The organism is Geomicrobium sp. JSM 1781026, assembly GCF_041949955.1.
Lineage (GTDB): Bacteria > Bacillota > Bacilli > Bacillales > Marinococcaceae > Geomicrobium_A.
The window spans coordinates 31,385-46,290 of record NZ_JBHFQF010000001.1; the positions used below are offsets into that span (position 1 = coordinate 31,385).

The following is a 14,906-nucleotide window of genomic DNA, read 5'->3' on the forward strand; positions in this document are numbered from 1 at the left end:
AAAAACGTACCATTCCACTCCTTCCACTACGAGGAGTGCTTGTTTTCCCAGGGATGGTGCTTCATTTAGATGTAGGAAGATCGAAATCAGTAAAAGCATTAGAACAAGTGATGGTCGGTGACCAAGAAATTCTTCTTACAAGTCAAATTGACTTATCTGTTGATGAACCAGCAAAAGAAGACTTGTACACCGTTGGCACACTTGCTTACGTAAAACAAATGATTAAAATGCCAAATGGCACAACACGTATTCTCGTTGAAGGCTTGAAGCGGGCGACGATTGAGACGTTTACGAGTGAATCAGACTACTATGAAGTAGACATTCAAATACGTGTTGACAGTCAAACCGACGATGAAGATACCGAAGAGAAGACAGCGTTAATGCGGTCGGTTTTGAAGCAGTTTGAGCAATATACGAAACTGTCGAGCAAAGTATCAAAAGACACACTAAAATCAGTACAAGATATCGACGAGCCAGGTTATTTTGCTGATCTCGTCGCTTCGCATCTGCCGCTACAAATTAAAAGAAAACAAGAGCTTCTTGAAACGTTTGAAGAAAAAGCGCGGCTAGAGCAACTTCTTGACATCTTAGAAAATGAGCGAGAAGTACTCGGTTTAGAAAAGAAAATTGGCCAGCGCGTAAAGAAGTCAATGGAGAAGACCCAAAAAGAATACTACTTGCGTGAGCAGATGAAAGCCATTCAAAAGGAATTAGGAGATAAGGATGGCAAAGGTGGCGAAGTAGAAGAGCTAAGGACACGTATTGAGGAGTCCGAGATGCCTGAGAACGTCAGTGAAAAGGCATTAAAGGAATTGGCGCGCTACGAAAAGGTTCCTGCGAGTTCAGCAGAAAGCTCCGTCATTCGCAATTACATTGAATGGTTGACGACGATTCCTTGGAGTGAAGAAACGACGGACCGTCTCGACCTCGATCATGCAGAGAAGGTGCTGAACGAAGACCATTTTGGGTTAGAAAAAGTGAAAGAGCGTGTGCTCGAACACTTGGCGGTTCAAAAGCTCACGGATTCACTGCGTGGGCCCATTCTTTGCCTCACTGGGCCTCCTGGAGTTGGGAAAACATCGCTTGCCAAATCAATTGCTCGCTCGTTAGAGAGAGAATTTGTCCGCATCTCACTCGGAGGTGTTCGTGATGAAGCAGAAATTCGTGGCCACCGCCGCACGTATGTCGGTGCGATGCCAGGGAAGATGATACAAGGGATGAAAAAAGCCGGTGTCATGAACCCGGTATTCCTGCTCGATGAAATTGATAAAATGGCGAGTGATTTTCGAGGAGACCCGTCATCAGCCATGCTTGAAGTGTTAGACCCTGAGCAAAATCATCAGTTTGGTGACCATTACATCGAGGAAACGTACGACCTTTCCAATGTCATGTTTGTCACGACAGCAAACCAAGTGGGGGCAATTCCCGCACCGTTACGTGACCGGATGGAGATGATCCATATTGCCGGTTATACGGAAATAGAGAAACAAGCCATTGCTACCGATCATTTGTTGCCAAAACAAATTAAGGTACATGGGTTAACGAAAAGTGACGTGCAGATCCGCGAACAAGCGCTCATGAAAGTTGTCCGTTACTATACACGCGAAGCGGGCGTCAGAAATTTAGAGCGAAGCATCGCAACGCTTTGTAGAAAAGCGGCTAAACAGATCGTAGCCGGAGAGAAAAAACGTGTCATTATTACCGAGAGTATCGTTGAGGATATGCTTGGGAAACCGAAGTTTCGATATGGGATGGCAGAAGAAGAAGACCAGATCGGTGCAGCTACTGGCTTGGCGTACACAGCTGCAGGTGGCGACACGCTATCCATCGAAGTGTCATTGGCGAAAGGAAAAGGAAATCTCACGTTGACCGGTAAACTTGGAGATGTCATGAAGGAGTCCGCCCGAGCGGCGTTTAGTTACATTCGTTCGAAAGCAGATGAATTTGGCATTGATGAGCGGTTTCATGAAAAATATGATATTCACATTCATGTACCCGAAGGGGCGACACCAAAAGACGGTCCTTCTGCAGGAATCACAATGGCTACAGCTCTGTTATCGGCATTGACGGGCCGGCCTGTGAAGAAGGAAGTCGGAATGACAGGCGAAATGACGTTGCGCGGACGTGTACTACCCATTGGTGGTCTGAAAGAAAAGTCGATGAGTGCGCATCGTGCCGGTCTCAAGAAAATTATTATTCCTCATGATAATGTAAAAGACTTAGACGATGTGCCAGAAAGTGTGAAAGAAGCCGTCGAGTTTGTCGATGTGACGAGCTTTGATGAAGTTGTAAAGCATGCGTTGGGAGAGAAAGATGAACGTAAATAAAGCAGAATTAAAGATCAGTGCCGTTGGTCCAGACCAGTATCCAACTGGAGACTTCCCTGAACTCGCCTTTGCAGGGAGGTCCAATGTTGGGAAATCATCATTTATTAATACGATGACAAAGCGCAAAAAGCTCGCGTACACTTCTCAGCAACCAGGTAAAACAAAGACATTGAATTTCTTCAATATTAACGACGTCTGTTATTTTGTTGATATTCCAGGGTATGGTTATGCGAAGGTGTCCAAAAAAGAACGCGCGGCGTGGGGAAGAATGATTGAGGAATACTTAACGACGAGAGATAAGCTAAGAGGAGTCGTGTTGCTCGTCGATGCTAGGCACGATCCTACGAACGACGACCTTTTGATGTATGATTGGTTGAAGCATTATGAGGTTCCGATTTTGTTAGTACTCACGAAGATTGATAAGATTAATAAAACCCAACGAACAAAGCATATAAAGAACATTTTAGACATCATTGAACTTCATGAAGAAGACCGATATGTTGCATTTTCTTCAGAAACTGGTGATGGCAAAGACCAAGCTTGGAAAGAAATTCGTCGCTTATTACAAGTTTGACGTTCGGGGCACAATGAATCTCACTTGAGCATTGTGCCTTTCGTTGTATTCCTTGATTCTTTACATGGAATGGGCGAATTTGGCTACAATACTAAAGAGAACTTGTCGAAATGAGCAGTTCTGTTGAACGAAGGTTAGAAGTGTGTTCTAATGGAAAAGATGAAGATACTCATTACCGTGTCGTTTCAGAGGTTGTTCACATTTTCGTGCATTCAGACGCATGGCTGCCATGTTACAATATAAATAGAGAATTAGGCTCGTGTAACGATCATTAGTAGAGAAGAAGCAGAGCTTTATCATTGGGGGTGGAGACGAAATATGCATATTATTGTTGCTAGCATCGACTATAAAAGTGCCCCTGTCGATTTGCGGGAACAATTCGCGTTTGATGAAGAAGAATTACCTAAAGCTCTCCACATGTTAAGAGACATGAAGAGTATTTTGGAATGCACGATTATTTCTACGTGTAACCGGACGGAGATTTATGCCGTTGTTGACCAATTGCACACGGGTCGACATTTCACAAAGAAGTTTATCGCGCAATGGTTTGATGTTCAGCAAGAAATCTTTCAGCCGGTGTTAAACATCCGAGAAAACGATGAAGCCATCGAGCACTTATTACGTGTATCTTCAGGGCTTGAATCGATGATTCTTGGTGAAACACAGATTCTTGGACAAGTGAAATCAAGCTTCTCCCTGGCCCAAAAGAACGATGCAACGGGGACGGTATTTAATCAGTTGTTTCGTCAAGCGGTCACGTTTTCAAAACGAGCACATGCAGAGACAGCCATTAATGATAACCCAGCGTCCATTAGCTATGCAGCTGTTGAGCTAGGAAAGCAAGTGCTCGGGAATTTATCGGACAAACATGTTCTTATTTTAGGCGCAGGGAAGATGAGCGAATTGACAGCGAAGCACCTTGAAGCAAATGGTGCGGCAAGTATTACAGTGATGAATCGTACATTTGAACGAGCACGAGAACTCGCAAACAACATGAGTGCTCAAGCTAGAGACATTGAAGAACTGCACGAGTGTTTAAAAGAAGCAGACATTCTCATCTCATCAACGAGTGCCGATCAATATGTTCTGACAAAAGCCGGTGTTGAAGACACATTGTCTTTACGATCCGATCAGCCTTTGTTTATGGTCGATATCGCGGTTCCCCGTGACTTGGACCCAGAGCTGGGTACGATGAACGGTGTGTTTCTTTATGACATCGATGACTTGGAAGGCATTGTTGCAGCCAATATGGAAGACCGAAAGGAAGCAGCAACTCAAATTGAGCGCATGATTCAACAAGAAATTGCCGATTTTAAGGCATGGATTGATACGCTTGGTGTTGTTCCTGTTATCTCTGCATTACGGGAAAAAGCACTAACCATTCAACAAGAGACGATGGAGAGCATTGAACGGAAGATGCCAGAGTTGACCTCAAGAGAAAGAAAAGTTCTTTCCAAGCATACAAAGAGTATCGTCAACCAACTTTTAAAAGAGCCGATTACTCGTGCGAAGGAAATGTCGGGGGAAGATGACCGAGAGCAATCTCTTGCCTTATTTGTTGAGATCTTCGGTTTAGAAGCAGAATTATCAGCGCTAAAAGCACGTGAACAAAAGACGTTTAGACCGTCTGCAGATCCAGTGGAAGCGACTGTCGAAACCCAACATTTAGAAGGTCGAGTGCTCCAAGAGCTTTTGCAGTATCGCTATGCAAGAGATGTCATTGTTTAGCATAGTAACACCAAAGACAACCGGAAGGCGCACCGCTTTCTGGTTGCTTTCGTGTATCCCACGAATCTAGGTAAAATGGAGGCAACATGATGAGGAAAATTGTCATTGGAACGAGAAAAAGCAACTTGGCGGTTAATCAGGCAGAATGGGTGTTAAGCCAGTTAGAATCTTTAGGGTTACCGTATGAATTTGAACTCAAAAAGATTGTAACAAAAGGAGATCGCATTCTAGATGTTACGTTATCAAAAGTAGGTGGGAAAGCTTTATTTGTGAAAGAGATTGAGCATGCGCTTCGTGAAGGCGAAGTTGACCTTGCTGTACATAGCATGAAGGATGTGCCATCTGTACTGCCTGAAGCTTTTACGCTAGCTGCTGTAACCGAACGAGAAGATCCTCGCGATGCACTGTTATCCAATAGCGGTGAGACGTTAATGGAATTACCTAGTGGGTCAGTTGTAGGAACGAGCAGTTTACGTCGACAAGCTCAGGTGCTCGCAGTTCGCCCAGATTTACAAGTACACTGGATTCGTGGAAACATTGAAACGAGAATGCGCAAGCTAAAAGAGGAGAATTTCGACGCGATCATTTTGGCTGCTGCAGGTCTTAGTCGCATGGGGTGGACGAATGAAGTCGTGACAGAATTTTTGGATCCGACATTAAGCATACCTGCCGTTGGTCAAGGTGCCCTCGGGCTTGAATGTCGAGTGGGTGATGAGGAAGTCATTACCATTCTACAGCATTTGCACGATGAGGAAGTGTCTCATACCGTCAGTGCGGAACGCTCATTTCTAAGAAATGTTGAAGGTAGCTGTACGGTTCCAGTTGCAGCCCATGCAACGATGAATGAAGATCGGCAACTTACATTGACGGCATTGATCGCTTCTACGGACGGAAAAACCTTGCTCAAAGAAGAACTCACCGGAGATGATCCCGAGCAATTGGGGAAAACCGCAGCAGCGAACCTCTTTGAACGTGGGGGGAAAGAAATACTTGAACAAGTACGTGCAGAGCAGGGAGAATCTTGAGCCGAGCCGTTATCGTCACGAGAGGAAAAAAAGAAGGGGAGAAAGACAATCTCGTTCAAGCAATTGAACAGGTTGGGATCGCAGCTTGTCACTTTCCTCTCGTTGAGTTACAACGCCTACATACAGAGCAGCGTCTTCCTAATCCAACGGAGATAGATAGAATCATTTTTACGAGTGCCAATGCCGTTTCGTTTTTCCTACAACAGGTTGAGTTGGATTATACGGCTGTAAAGGTTGCTGCCGTAGGTAAGAAAACAAGTCGAGCGGCTGAACAAGCAGGGTTTACTGTTGATGTTGTTGCAAGTGTGGGCAATGAAAATGCCGAAGGCCTGTTAGAAGTGTTACGAAAGAAGCTACTACCTGGAGAGCGGATACTTTTTCCAAAAAGCAAGCAAGCTCGACTCATGTTGGAACAAGAGCTCCAACGTTTTGCTGTGCATGTGCAGGCGGTTTCTGTTTACGAAACCGTTGCCACGCATGCAGAAATGGACGTTTGGCGCCAACATGTTCATCATCCTGTCGTCTTTACAAGTCCAAGTGCAGTATCTGCTTATGAGCAGATGATGAGCCATATGAAAATCATCCCGGCAAAAACGATCGCCTTTGTCATCGGTCCGGTTACTGAACAAAGGGCGTTACGAACGGGTTTTTCTAAAGTAATTGCAGCACCACAAGCAACATTTGAAAGTTTAGCTACAACGATTTGTACGTATTTGAATAGGGAGGGTTCACAGTGAGTGAGATGAGTTTTGACAGACATCGGCGTCTAAGAAGCAGTGAAACAATGCGGGGTATGGTACGAGAAACGCGTATTGAGAAAGACGATCTCATCTATCCGATTTTTGCAGTGGAAGGCAGTGATGTTCGCAAAGAAGTTCCTTCAATGCCCGGAGTGTTCCACTATTCGTTGGACCGATTAGATGATGAAATCGATGAGATTGTGAACTTAGGAATTTCATCAATCATCTTGTTCGGTGTACCCGCCCATAAAGATGATGTCGGCAGCCAAGCCTATGCAGAAGAAGGAATTGTTCAGCGAGCCATTCGTCAAGTGAAGGAGCGGCATCCACACCTCGTTGTCATTGCCGACACGTGTTTGTGTCAGTATACTGATCACGGGCATTGTGGTGTCATTCATGAAGGTGAAGTGTTAAATGATGAATCCCTGCGGTTGTTAACGGAAACCGCTGTATCTCAGGCACGCGCAGGTGCTGATATCATTGCCCCATCCAACATGATGGACGGATTTACAAAAGCGATTCGAGAAGGTCTTGATGAAGCAGGTTATGCAGATCGTGCACTCATGGCTTATTCCGTCAAGTACGCCTCAGCATTTTATGGTCCATTCCGAGATGCGGCACACAGTTCACCAGCATTTGGAGATCGCAGAACGTACCAAATGGACCCGGCAAATCGCTTAGAAGCGATGCGCGAAGCAGCATCTGATGAGCGAGAAGGTGCTGACTTCTTTATCGTCAAGCCGGCGCTATCCTATCTTGATGTGATGCGAGACATTAAAAATCAGACGAATTATCCAGTCGTTGCTTACAACGTATCAGGTGAATATTCGATGATCAAAGCTGCGGCTCAAAATGGCTGGCTAGATGAGAAAGAAACGGTTCAAGAGAAATTAGTCAGCATGAAGCGTGCAGGTGCTGATCTTATTATTACGTATTTCGCAAAAGACATGGCCAGATGGATTAATGAAAGGAGTTCATAATGCGTACATTTAACAATTCAAAACAAGCGTATGAAAAAGCAAAACCAATTATGCCAGGAGGGGTAAGCAGCCCTGTACGTGCATACAGCTCGGTCGGAATGGACCACGGCATTTACATGAAGAGTGGGAGCGGTGCACGCATAACTGACCTCGATGATCAGACATACATCGATTACGTACTGTCATGGGGGCCGTTGTTGCTCGGTCATGCTGATCCGGTTGTCGTTGAACACCTTAAAAAGACAACAGAGCTCGGCACCAGTTTCGGGGCGTCTCATACGATGGAGACAGAGCTTGCGGAACTCGTTATCGACCGCGTTCCTTCTGTTGAAATGGTGCGGTTCGTCAACTCTGGTACAGAGGCGACGATGAGTGCACTACGCTTAGCTCGTGGGTATACGGGCAGAAACAAGATTGTCAAAATGGAAGGGAACTACCACGGACACGGTGATTCGTTACTCATTAAAGCCGGTTCTGGTGTGGCGACACTTGGACTTCCTGATAGCCCAGGAGTACCCGAAGGTACTGCCTCCAATACACTCACCGTCCCTTACAACGACTTGGACAGCTTGCAGCTCGTGTTTGAAAAATACGGCGATGACATTGCAGCAGTGATTCTTGAGCCTGTGGCTGGGAACATGGGTGTCGTCTTGCCAGAGGAAGGGTTTTTACAAGGCGTTCGTCACATGACTGAAGAGTACGGAAGTCTGTTGATTTTCGATGAAGTGATGTCGGGTTTCCGAGCAGGTTTCCATTCTGCTCAAGGTAGATTCTCTGTTACACCTGATTTGACTACGCTCGGCAAAGTCATTGGTGGGGGATTGCCGGTCGGTGCCTATGGCGGTAAAAAAGAAATAATGGAGCAAGTAGCGCCAAGTGGCCCAATCTATCAGGCAGGAACACTGTCTGGAAATCCTCTCGCGATGACCGCAGGATATATGACACTTTCTCAAGTGACACCTGAGCACTATGAAGAATTTGAAAGAAAAGGGGCACGTTTAGAAGAAGGAATTACTGAAGCCGCAAAGAAACATGGCATCTCGGTCACGTTTAACCGTGCAGGCTCGATGGTTGGGTTATTCTTTAACGACAGCCCAGTCGTTGATTTTAACACCGCGAAATCATCAAATGTTAAGCAGTTTGCCGCGTATTTCAGAGAAATGTTGCAAGAAGGTATTTCAATTGCACCGTCACAATTTGAGGGCATGTTTTTGAGTACGCAGCATACTGATGAAATGATTGAAGAAACGATTGCAGCTGCTGAACGAGCATTATCAAGAATCTAATGTGTATCCTACGATTTTAAAAAGACGCCAAAAGCGAACAGCTTTTGGCGTCTTTTTAACGTGAGCAGCCGTAGGTTTATGAACATATTTTCCGAGTTGGTGACATACGTTGATAGCGTACTGGCTAAATCTGTAGTGATATTCCCACCGTCTTGTAAAAAGGGTTGGATATACGGGAAGGGTCACAATGTTTCGTGAGTAAAAGTCGGGATGACAATCAGTGAACGGCTAGGCAGAGAAAGATTACGTTGAGTAGAAAAGGAGGAGCTGACTGTGAGCCAAGAACAGCCATCTGCGTTAACGTTTAACCTTGAAGAATCGGTATGGCTAGACCAGGGCGAGAGAATCCAAACCATCCTAGGGCTGGAGCTTGAACCTGAATTAACAATTCAAGAAGATGATCATCAAGTGAGCATTAAAGGGGGGTTGCACCTACTCGGTCAGTATGTTCCGTTTGATCAAAACGAGAGCTTTGAAGACTATGAAGGTGGGGGTGTTCCCCAAAGAATCGACAGCGTGCGAACGACGGAAAATGGCGAACGTGAAATCAAGCATTTCTTTCCGATTGAAGTTTCCATTCCGTTAAATCGGATCCAAAGTGTCGAAGAGTTGTATGTTCAAGTAGATAGCTTTGATTATGATCTTCCGGAACCGAGCTGCATCCAACTGGCAGCGGATGTTACGATTACGGGCATGATTGATGAGCATCAAGATGCAAAAGCTGAAAAGACGATTGCATCACCGCCTGAGCCATTTCCGAGGTTTACTCATGAAGTAAAAGTACCGGAGGAAGAATACGCTGAAGAGCGTTATGAAGAAGAAGAGGAAGAAGAAAACGATGTTACTCATGAATCATGGTCATCTGAGCTTGATGAAGACGTTGAAGAACTAGAAGAAGAGCCTTTCGCCCGAGATGAAGTGAAGTCCTACTACGATGCGCAAGAAGTAGCAGATGAGGATACAGATCGTATTGAGCACACTGCTTTTGTGGACGATCATAATTCAAATGATGATGAGTCGACCGAAGAGGCAGAAGAAGAACAACGGACCGGAGTGGAAGAAGAAAAAGAAGATGTCCACTTGAATTTGAATAGTCATCGTGCCCAAGAAGAGCCTTCTCATGACAGCGCTGTACGATACAGCAGAGAGCCGTTAGATGAGGAGCCTGAAGATCATCATGAGGAAGATGTGGAAGAAGAGCCACAAAAGCCTGAAAAAAGAAGAGAGAACGCGTTATACCTTACAGAGATGCTTGAAAAAGGGGATCGGGAGACGTTCACCAAGATGAAAATGTGCATCATTCAAGATAATGAATCGTTAGACACGATTGCTGAGCGGTACGGGTTTTCCGTTCAACAACTTTTAAGGTGGAACAATATGGACATGAATCATGTTGAAGCTGGTGAAATTATTTACATTCCGGTGCAAGCTCAACATGAATGATCAGGCGTGGCGTGCGGCCGTACGCACCATTGTTGACCGTCCGTCCGACTGGCAGTGGGTGAGTGACCGCGTAATAAAAGTTGACCATCCGGACGGTCCTATGGCGATGAAGCGATGGGACCGAACGCCCGGAGAACGAGATACGTTCTTGCAACATTTACGTTACGGTGAACGTTCAGGCATTCAAGGGATTATCCCCCTCATGACAAGTACGCGAGGGGATTTTCCTGTTTTTGAAGCTGAAGGCTATGATTATTATTTAGAACCTTGGGTAGAAGAACAAACACTCACATCCCCACCATCCAAAGAGCTAAGATTATTATCTGTTCTTGCAGCGAATCATAAGATCTCTGAAAATGAGCAAACCATTGAAGAGGGTGCCTTGGAGGAATACGAGCAAGAAGTTGATTTCATATGGAATCAACAGCGTCTTCATATGGAACAGTTGGCAGACCAACTTGAGCAGTCTCGATTCATTTCTCCATTCACGATGACGTATTTGCATGCCGGTCCATTTTTGGAACGAATGTTCCAATCTGGGAAAAGTGGATTTCAAAATTGGGCTCGTCACGTGAAGGAAAAAGAAACGTATCGGTTTGTCTTTTGTCACGGAAAACCTTCAATCGCGCACGGTTTAATTGCAGCTGATGGAAATGCATGGTGGACGAATTGGGAAGCGAGTGGACCGAATCATCCCGCATATGACCTTGCCTATTTTTATCAAGACATTGCGAGAAATCAACCGTTCCATGCGTTAGACTACCAAGCAATCGTGGGTACGTATGAGGCATATGGCCCTCTATGGGGAGAAGCAGATACGTCGTTACTAAAGGCGTTGATGCTAACGCCAACACCGATTATTGATTTTGTCGAACAATATCGAGCCAATCCTCAAAGCTATGCGGAGCACCAGTGGACGGCAATGCTAGAACTGCGTTTGAATGCACTAAGATACGGCGCAGAGCTAGTGAAGTGGAAAGAAGACCAAGAAGCAGCCATGAGACAAAGCGCAACGTAGTCTCGTGGCTGTTTTTTTGGCAAGAGGTGGGTGAGTTAGTGATTGCTCACAAACACCTCAAGCTTTATAAAATTTGGGGATTCTTAGGAGAAGGGTGATCTAGATCACCCTCGAAACAATCTATATAGAATGAACTTAATATCTTCCTGATTTGCGCTGTTGGGACTTGCTTTCCACTGCAGGGGAACTCTTGTACTCTGGAGTACAACCATCGGCTCCAGAGGTGCCGATGGTAAGCCGTACGTTCGTCTCGTCAGTCTCTGTGACAGAAAAGGGTCTTAGAATTTCTTACGCCAAGCGAATGGAATGGAGGTTTGATGTAGTTATAACATCAAGTGCTAGTAAATTTCTTTAGTGCAACGTATATAGATTACAAAATGATCATATACCCCAACTGGATGTTGAATGATTTTTTCCATAATCTTATTCTCGTAACACGAGGTAGTCATACTTAAACCGGATGTCCGTAATGACCCATCCGGTTTTTCGGTGATCTGTTTTTATAGGCAGAAGCATAAATGTATCTATTTTTGGAAATACCAGAAAGCACAAGCAAGAATAATGAGTATTAACACATCAATAAACGTGGCAAAAAACAACAAACGTAGCAACTGAAAGCAGATGATCGGAAGCAAGATTTGAGCAGCTGCCGCACGCCATTTATACACCCATGGTGGTCGTTTCTTTTTTCCGTACGGGTATTGCGGGGGCGGACTATAATATCTGGGCATTAGCACACCCCTTCCTTAGTTTTTACTCTATCCTATGCCTGCAAAACAAATCAGTCACCAATGTTGTTGACGAATGGTAAAGGCATCGGTACAATAAATACACAAACTGAATCCTCAACATGCGAAGAATGGAAGTAGTATGCGCACATCCTCATACAGAGAAGGGACCCATGGCTGGAAGGTCCCCCGCCAGGATAGGGCAGAAGTCGTCCATGAGCAGATCCTTTGAATGACCATAGTAGAAGGAATACGTTAACTTACGTTACAGTTGCTGAGAGTATGAACGATTATTGTTCATAAATAAAGGTGGTACCGCGAGCCCTTCGTCCTTTTCATAAGGAGAAGGCTTTTTTTTATTCAAAAAAAGGAGGACGTACAATGACTGAAGAGAAAAACATGGCAACGAAGTATGACCCGAAACAAACCGAGTCAAAATGGTATCCTTACTGGATTAACAATGGCTTTTTTGAAGCTACTCGAGATGGTGAAAGAAAGGGAGATCCCCACTCGATCGTCATCCCCCCACCGAATGTAACTGGACGGTTGCATTTAGGGCATGCGTGGGACGTGACTTTACAAGACATTATTGCTCGTCAGAAACGGATGGAAGGCAAGGACATGCTGTGGCTACCGGGAATGGACCACGCAGGCATTGCAACGCAGTCCAAAGTCGAACAGAAACTAAAAGAAGAAGGCCGATCTCGAAGAGAAATGGGCAGAGAAAAGTTTCTTGATGTGTCTTGGCAGTGGAAGGAAGAATATGCAGACTTTATTCGAGAACAATGGTCCACGCTCGGTTTGTCATTAGACTACACGAGAGAGCGATTTACATTAGATGAAGGATTGTCCGATGCGGTAAAAGAAGTGTTCGTTCGTTTATATGAGAAAGGGCTCATCTATCGCGGTAAATACATCATTAACTGGGACCCATCTGCTCAAACAGCGCTTTCAGACATTGAAGTAGAGTACAAAGAAGTAGAAGGCGCTTTTTATCACATGCGTTACCCGTTAAAAGACGAAGAAGGATACATCGAAGTCGCTACGACGCGACCAGAGACGATGCTTGGAGATACAGCAGTTGCGGTACACCCAAGAGATGAACGCTACAAACATTTAATTGGAAAAACCGTTATCTTGCCGATCGTTCAACGTGAAATACCGATTATTGCTGATGAATATGTTGATCGTGAATTTGGTTCGGGAGCGGTAAAGATCACACCAGCTCATGACCCGAATGATTTTGAAATTGGAAATCGTCATGAACTGCCTCGTGTTCTCGTCATGGATGAAGCTGGGCAAATGAATGAAAATGCTGGAAAATATCAAGGTTTAGATCGATTCGAATGCCGCAAACAAATCGTGAAGGATTTACAAGCTGACGGCATATTGTTTGACATTGAGCAACACCTGCACTCTGTCGGTCATTCAGAACGAAGTGGCGCTGTCGTTGAACCTTATCTTTCGACCCAATGGTTTGTAGATATGAAACCTCTCGCTGAAGCTGCCATGAAGCTGCAAGCAGATGCAGATGATAAAGTCACATTTGTGCCGGAGCGGTTTGAACGCACGTATATGCAATGGCTCGAAAACATCCGAGATTGGTGTATTTCTAGACAGCTTTGGTGGGGACATCAAATTCCTGCGTGGTACCATAACGAAACAGGTGAACTGTACGTAGGAAAAGAAGCACCAGCGGATCTTGAAAACTGGACACAAGATGAAGATGTGTTGGATACGTGGTTTAGTTCAGCATTGTGGCCGTTCTCAACAATGGGCTGGCCAGATGAGGAAGCAGAAGACTTAAAACGATTCTATCCGACAAATGTGCTTGTAACTGGATATGACATCATCTTCTTTTGGGTATCAAGAATGATCTTCCAAGGGCTAGAATTTACCGGTGAACGGCCGTTTAAGGATGTTCTTATTCATGGATTGGTTCGTGATGCAGAAGGACGGAAGATGAGCAAATCCCTCGGGAACGGTGTTGATCCGATGGACGTTGTCGAACAATACGGAGCGGATGCACTCCGGTTCACGCTTGCGACAGGCACATCACCAGGAAATGACCTTAAATTTCAATGGGATAAAGTAACGGCAAACTGGAACTTTGGCAATAAGATTTGGAATGCGTCGCGATTTGCGCTCATGAACATGGAAGGCTTTACGTATGAGGACATTGACCTCACACAAGTCAACGCTACGCACGACCGTTGGATTCTTGCAAAGTTACAAAAGACGATCGCTGATGTTACACGTTTAATGGATCGTTATGAGTTTGGTGAAGCCGGAAAGATGCTCTACAACTTCATTTGGGACGATGTGTGTGATTGGTATATCGAAATGGCGAAACTTCCGCTCTATGGAGACGTTGAAGAAGATAAACAAACGACGCGTTCTGTGCTCGCGCATGTGTTGGACCAAACGCTTCGCTTGCTTCATCCGTTTATGCCATTTATTACTGAAGAGATTTGGCAGCACCTGCCACACAAGGGTGACTCCATTACGATTGCTGAGTGGCCTAAAGCAGAGGCAACGTGGGTGGACGAAGAAGCATTCACAGACATGGAACTTTATCAATCAATCATCCGCACCGTTCGCAACACACGTAGAGAAATGGACGTTGCGCCGAGAAAGCCGATTCCTTTGCATATGAAGCCAAGTTCAGAAGCGTCTGCAGAACAATTACAAAGAGGCGTTCATTATTTGGAACATTTCTGTTCGCCAGAAGAACTGAAGATTGATCGGTCATTAGTCGCGCCAGAACAATCGATTTCGCATGTTTTGTCGGGGTTAGAACTTTATATTCCGCTTGCTGGCTTAATTAATGTTTCTGAAGAATTGGCCCGCCTGCAAGGAGAGAAGAAGAAACTTGACGGAGAAGTGAAGCGACTGGAGGGCAAGCTCACAAATGAGAAGTTTGTAAGCAATGCCCCGGAACAAGTGGTTGCTGCTGAACGAGAAAAGAAAGCCGATTACGAAATGAAACGAGAAAAAGTGATTGAACGATTAAAAGAGATTGAGAAACTCGCACAATAGCGAGTTGGAGGGCAGATG

11 protein-coding genes and 1 other annotated feature are annotated in these 14,906 nt (G+C 45.0%); of the genes, 10 read left to right on the forward strand and 1 reads right to left on the reverse strand.

Annotated features, from left to right (window positions below; genetic code table 11):
* Positions 1-53: 53 nt before the first annotated feature.
* The 9 genes from lon (at position 54) to ACE1TF_RS00195 (ending at position 11,121) form a co-directional block, all read left to right on the forward strand.
* Positions 54-2,327: an endopeptidase La gene (lon, locus tag ACE1TF_RS00155; protein ID WP_375014070.1), complete on the forward strand. Its 2,274-nt coding sequence runs from the start codon at positions 54-56 to the stop codon at positions 2,325-2,327.
* Complete coding sequence (gene yihA, locus ACE1TF_RS00160) at positions 2,314-2,901, forward strand: ribosome biogenesis GTP-binding protein YihA/YsxC (protein WP_375013328.1); 588 nt, start codon at positions 2,314-2,316, stop codon at positions 2,899-2,901. The genes lon and yihA overlap by 14 nt, the downstream gene beginning before the upstream one ends.
* 318 nt (positions 2,902-3,219) lie before the next feature.
* A complete protein-coding gene (gene hemA, locus ACE1TF_RS00165; RefSeq protein ID WP_375013330.1) occupies positions 3,220-4,629 on the forward strand; it encodes a glutamyl-tRNA reductase in 1,410 nt (469 codons plus the stop codon).
* Between the two features lie 89 nt (positions 4,630-4,718).
* Positions 4,719-5,654 carry a hydroxymethylbilane synthase gene (hemC, locus tag ACE1TF_RS00170; protein WP_375013332.1) on the forward strand — a complete coding sequence of 312 codons (936 nt, stop codon included), beginning with the start codon at positions 4,719-4,721 and terminating at the stop codon, positions 5,652-5,654.
* Positions 5,651-6,391, forward strand: coding sequence for a uroporphyrinogen-III synthase (locus ACE1TF_RS00175; RefSeq protein WP_375013334.1), 741 nt, complete (start codon positions 5,651-5,653; stop codon positions 6,389-6,391). The genes hemC and ACE1TF_RS00175 overlap by 4 nt, the downstream gene beginning before the upstream one ends.
* A 5-nt stretch (positions 6,392-6,396) precedes the next feature.
* The gene (hemB, locus tag ACE1TF_RS00180) at positions 6,397-7,374 is read left to right on the forward strand and encodes a porphobilinogen synthase (RefSeq protein WP_373900497.1); all 978 of its coding nucleotides are present in this window, start codon (positions 6,397-6,399) and stop codon (positions 7,372-7,374) included.
* Positions 7,374-8,660 (forward strand): glutamate-1-semialdehyde 2,1-aminomutase, encoded by a 1,287-nt coding sequence (gene hemL, locus ACE1TF_RS00185; protein WP_375013336.1) that lies wholly within the window; start codon positions 7,374-7,376, stop codon positions 8,658-8,660. Before hemB ends, hemL begins: the two co-directional genes overlap by 1 nt.
* Before the next feature lie 273 nt (positions 8,661-8,933).
* Positions 8,934-10,103 (forward strand): stage VI sporulation protein D, encoded by a 1,170-nt coding sequence (gene spoVID, locus ACE1TF_RS00190; RefSeq protein ID WP_375013339.1) that lies wholly within the window; start codon positions 8,934-8,936, stop codon positions 10,101-10,103.
* A complete protein-coding gene (locus ACE1TF_RS00195) occupies positions 10,096-11,121 on the forward strand; it encodes a hypothetical protein (protein ID WP_375013340.1) in 1,026 nt (341 codons plus the stop codon). Before spoVID ends, ACE1TF_RS00195 begins: the two co-directional genes overlap by 8 nt.
* A 524-nt stretch (positions 11,122-11,645) precedes the next feature.
* Here the strand turns inward: ACE1TF_RS00195 and ACE1TF_RS00200 are convergent.
* A complete protein-coding gene (locus ACE1TF_RS00200) occupies positions 11,646-11,852 on the reverse strand; it encodes a hypothetical protein (RefSeq protein WP_042399091.1) in 207 nt (68 codons plus the stop codon).
* Between the two features lie 115 nt (positions 11,853-11,967).
* Positions 11,968-12,186, forward strand: a binding site (T-box leader).
* A 44-nt stretch (positions 12,187-12,230) separates the two neighbouring features.
* On the opposite strand from ACE1TF_RS00200, the gene ACE1TF_RS00205 reads away from it, so the two are divergent.
* The gene (locus ACE1TF_RS00205) at positions 12,231-14,888 is read left to right on the forward strand and encodes a valine--tRNA ligase (RefSeq protein WP_375013343.1); all 2,658 of its coding nucleotides are present in this window, start codon (positions 12,231-12,233) and stop codon (positions 14,886-14,888) included.
* Positions 14,889-14,906: the final 18 nt, after the last annotated feature.

What these genes read in the sequence shown, in the direction of transcription:
- ACE1TF_RS00200 (WP_042399091.1), bottom strand. Translation starts at nt 11,852, where the DNA reads ATGCCCAGATATTATAGTCCGCCCCCGCAATACCCGTACGGAAAAAAG.
- ACE1TF_RS00205 (WP_375013343.1), top strand. Translation starts at nt 12,231, where the DNA reads ATGACTGAAGAGAAAAACATGGCAACGAAGTATGACCCGAAACAAACC.
- hemA (WP_375013330.1), top strand. Translation starts at nt 3,220, where the DNA reads ATGCATATTATTGTTGCTAGCATCGACTATAAAAGTGCCCCTGTCGAT.
- hemC (WP_375013332.1), top strand. Translation starts at nt 4,719, where the DNA reads ATGAGGAAAATTGTCATTGGAACGAGAAAAAGCAACTTGGCGGTTAAT.
- ACE1TF_RS00195 (WP_375013340.1), top strand. Translation starts at nt 10,096, where the DNA reads ATGAATGATCAGGCGTGGCGTGCGGCCGTACGCACCATTGTTGACCGT.
- hemL (WP_375013336.1), top strand. Translation starts at nt 7,374, where the DNA reads ATGCGTACATTTAACAATTCAAAACAAGCGTATGAAAAAGCAAAACCA.
- yihA (WP_375013328.1), top strand. Translation starts at nt 2,314, where the DNA reads ATGAACGTAAATAAAGCAGAATTAAAGATCAGTGCCGTTGGTCCAGAC.
- lon (WP_375014070.1), top strand. Translation starts at nt 54, where the DNA reads ATGGTGCTTCATTTAGATGTAGGAAGATCGAAATCAGTAAAAGCATTA.
- hemB (WP_373900497.1), top strand. Translation starts at nt 6,397, where the DNA reads ATGAGTTTTGACAGACATCGGCGTCTAAGAAGCAGTGAAACAATGCGG.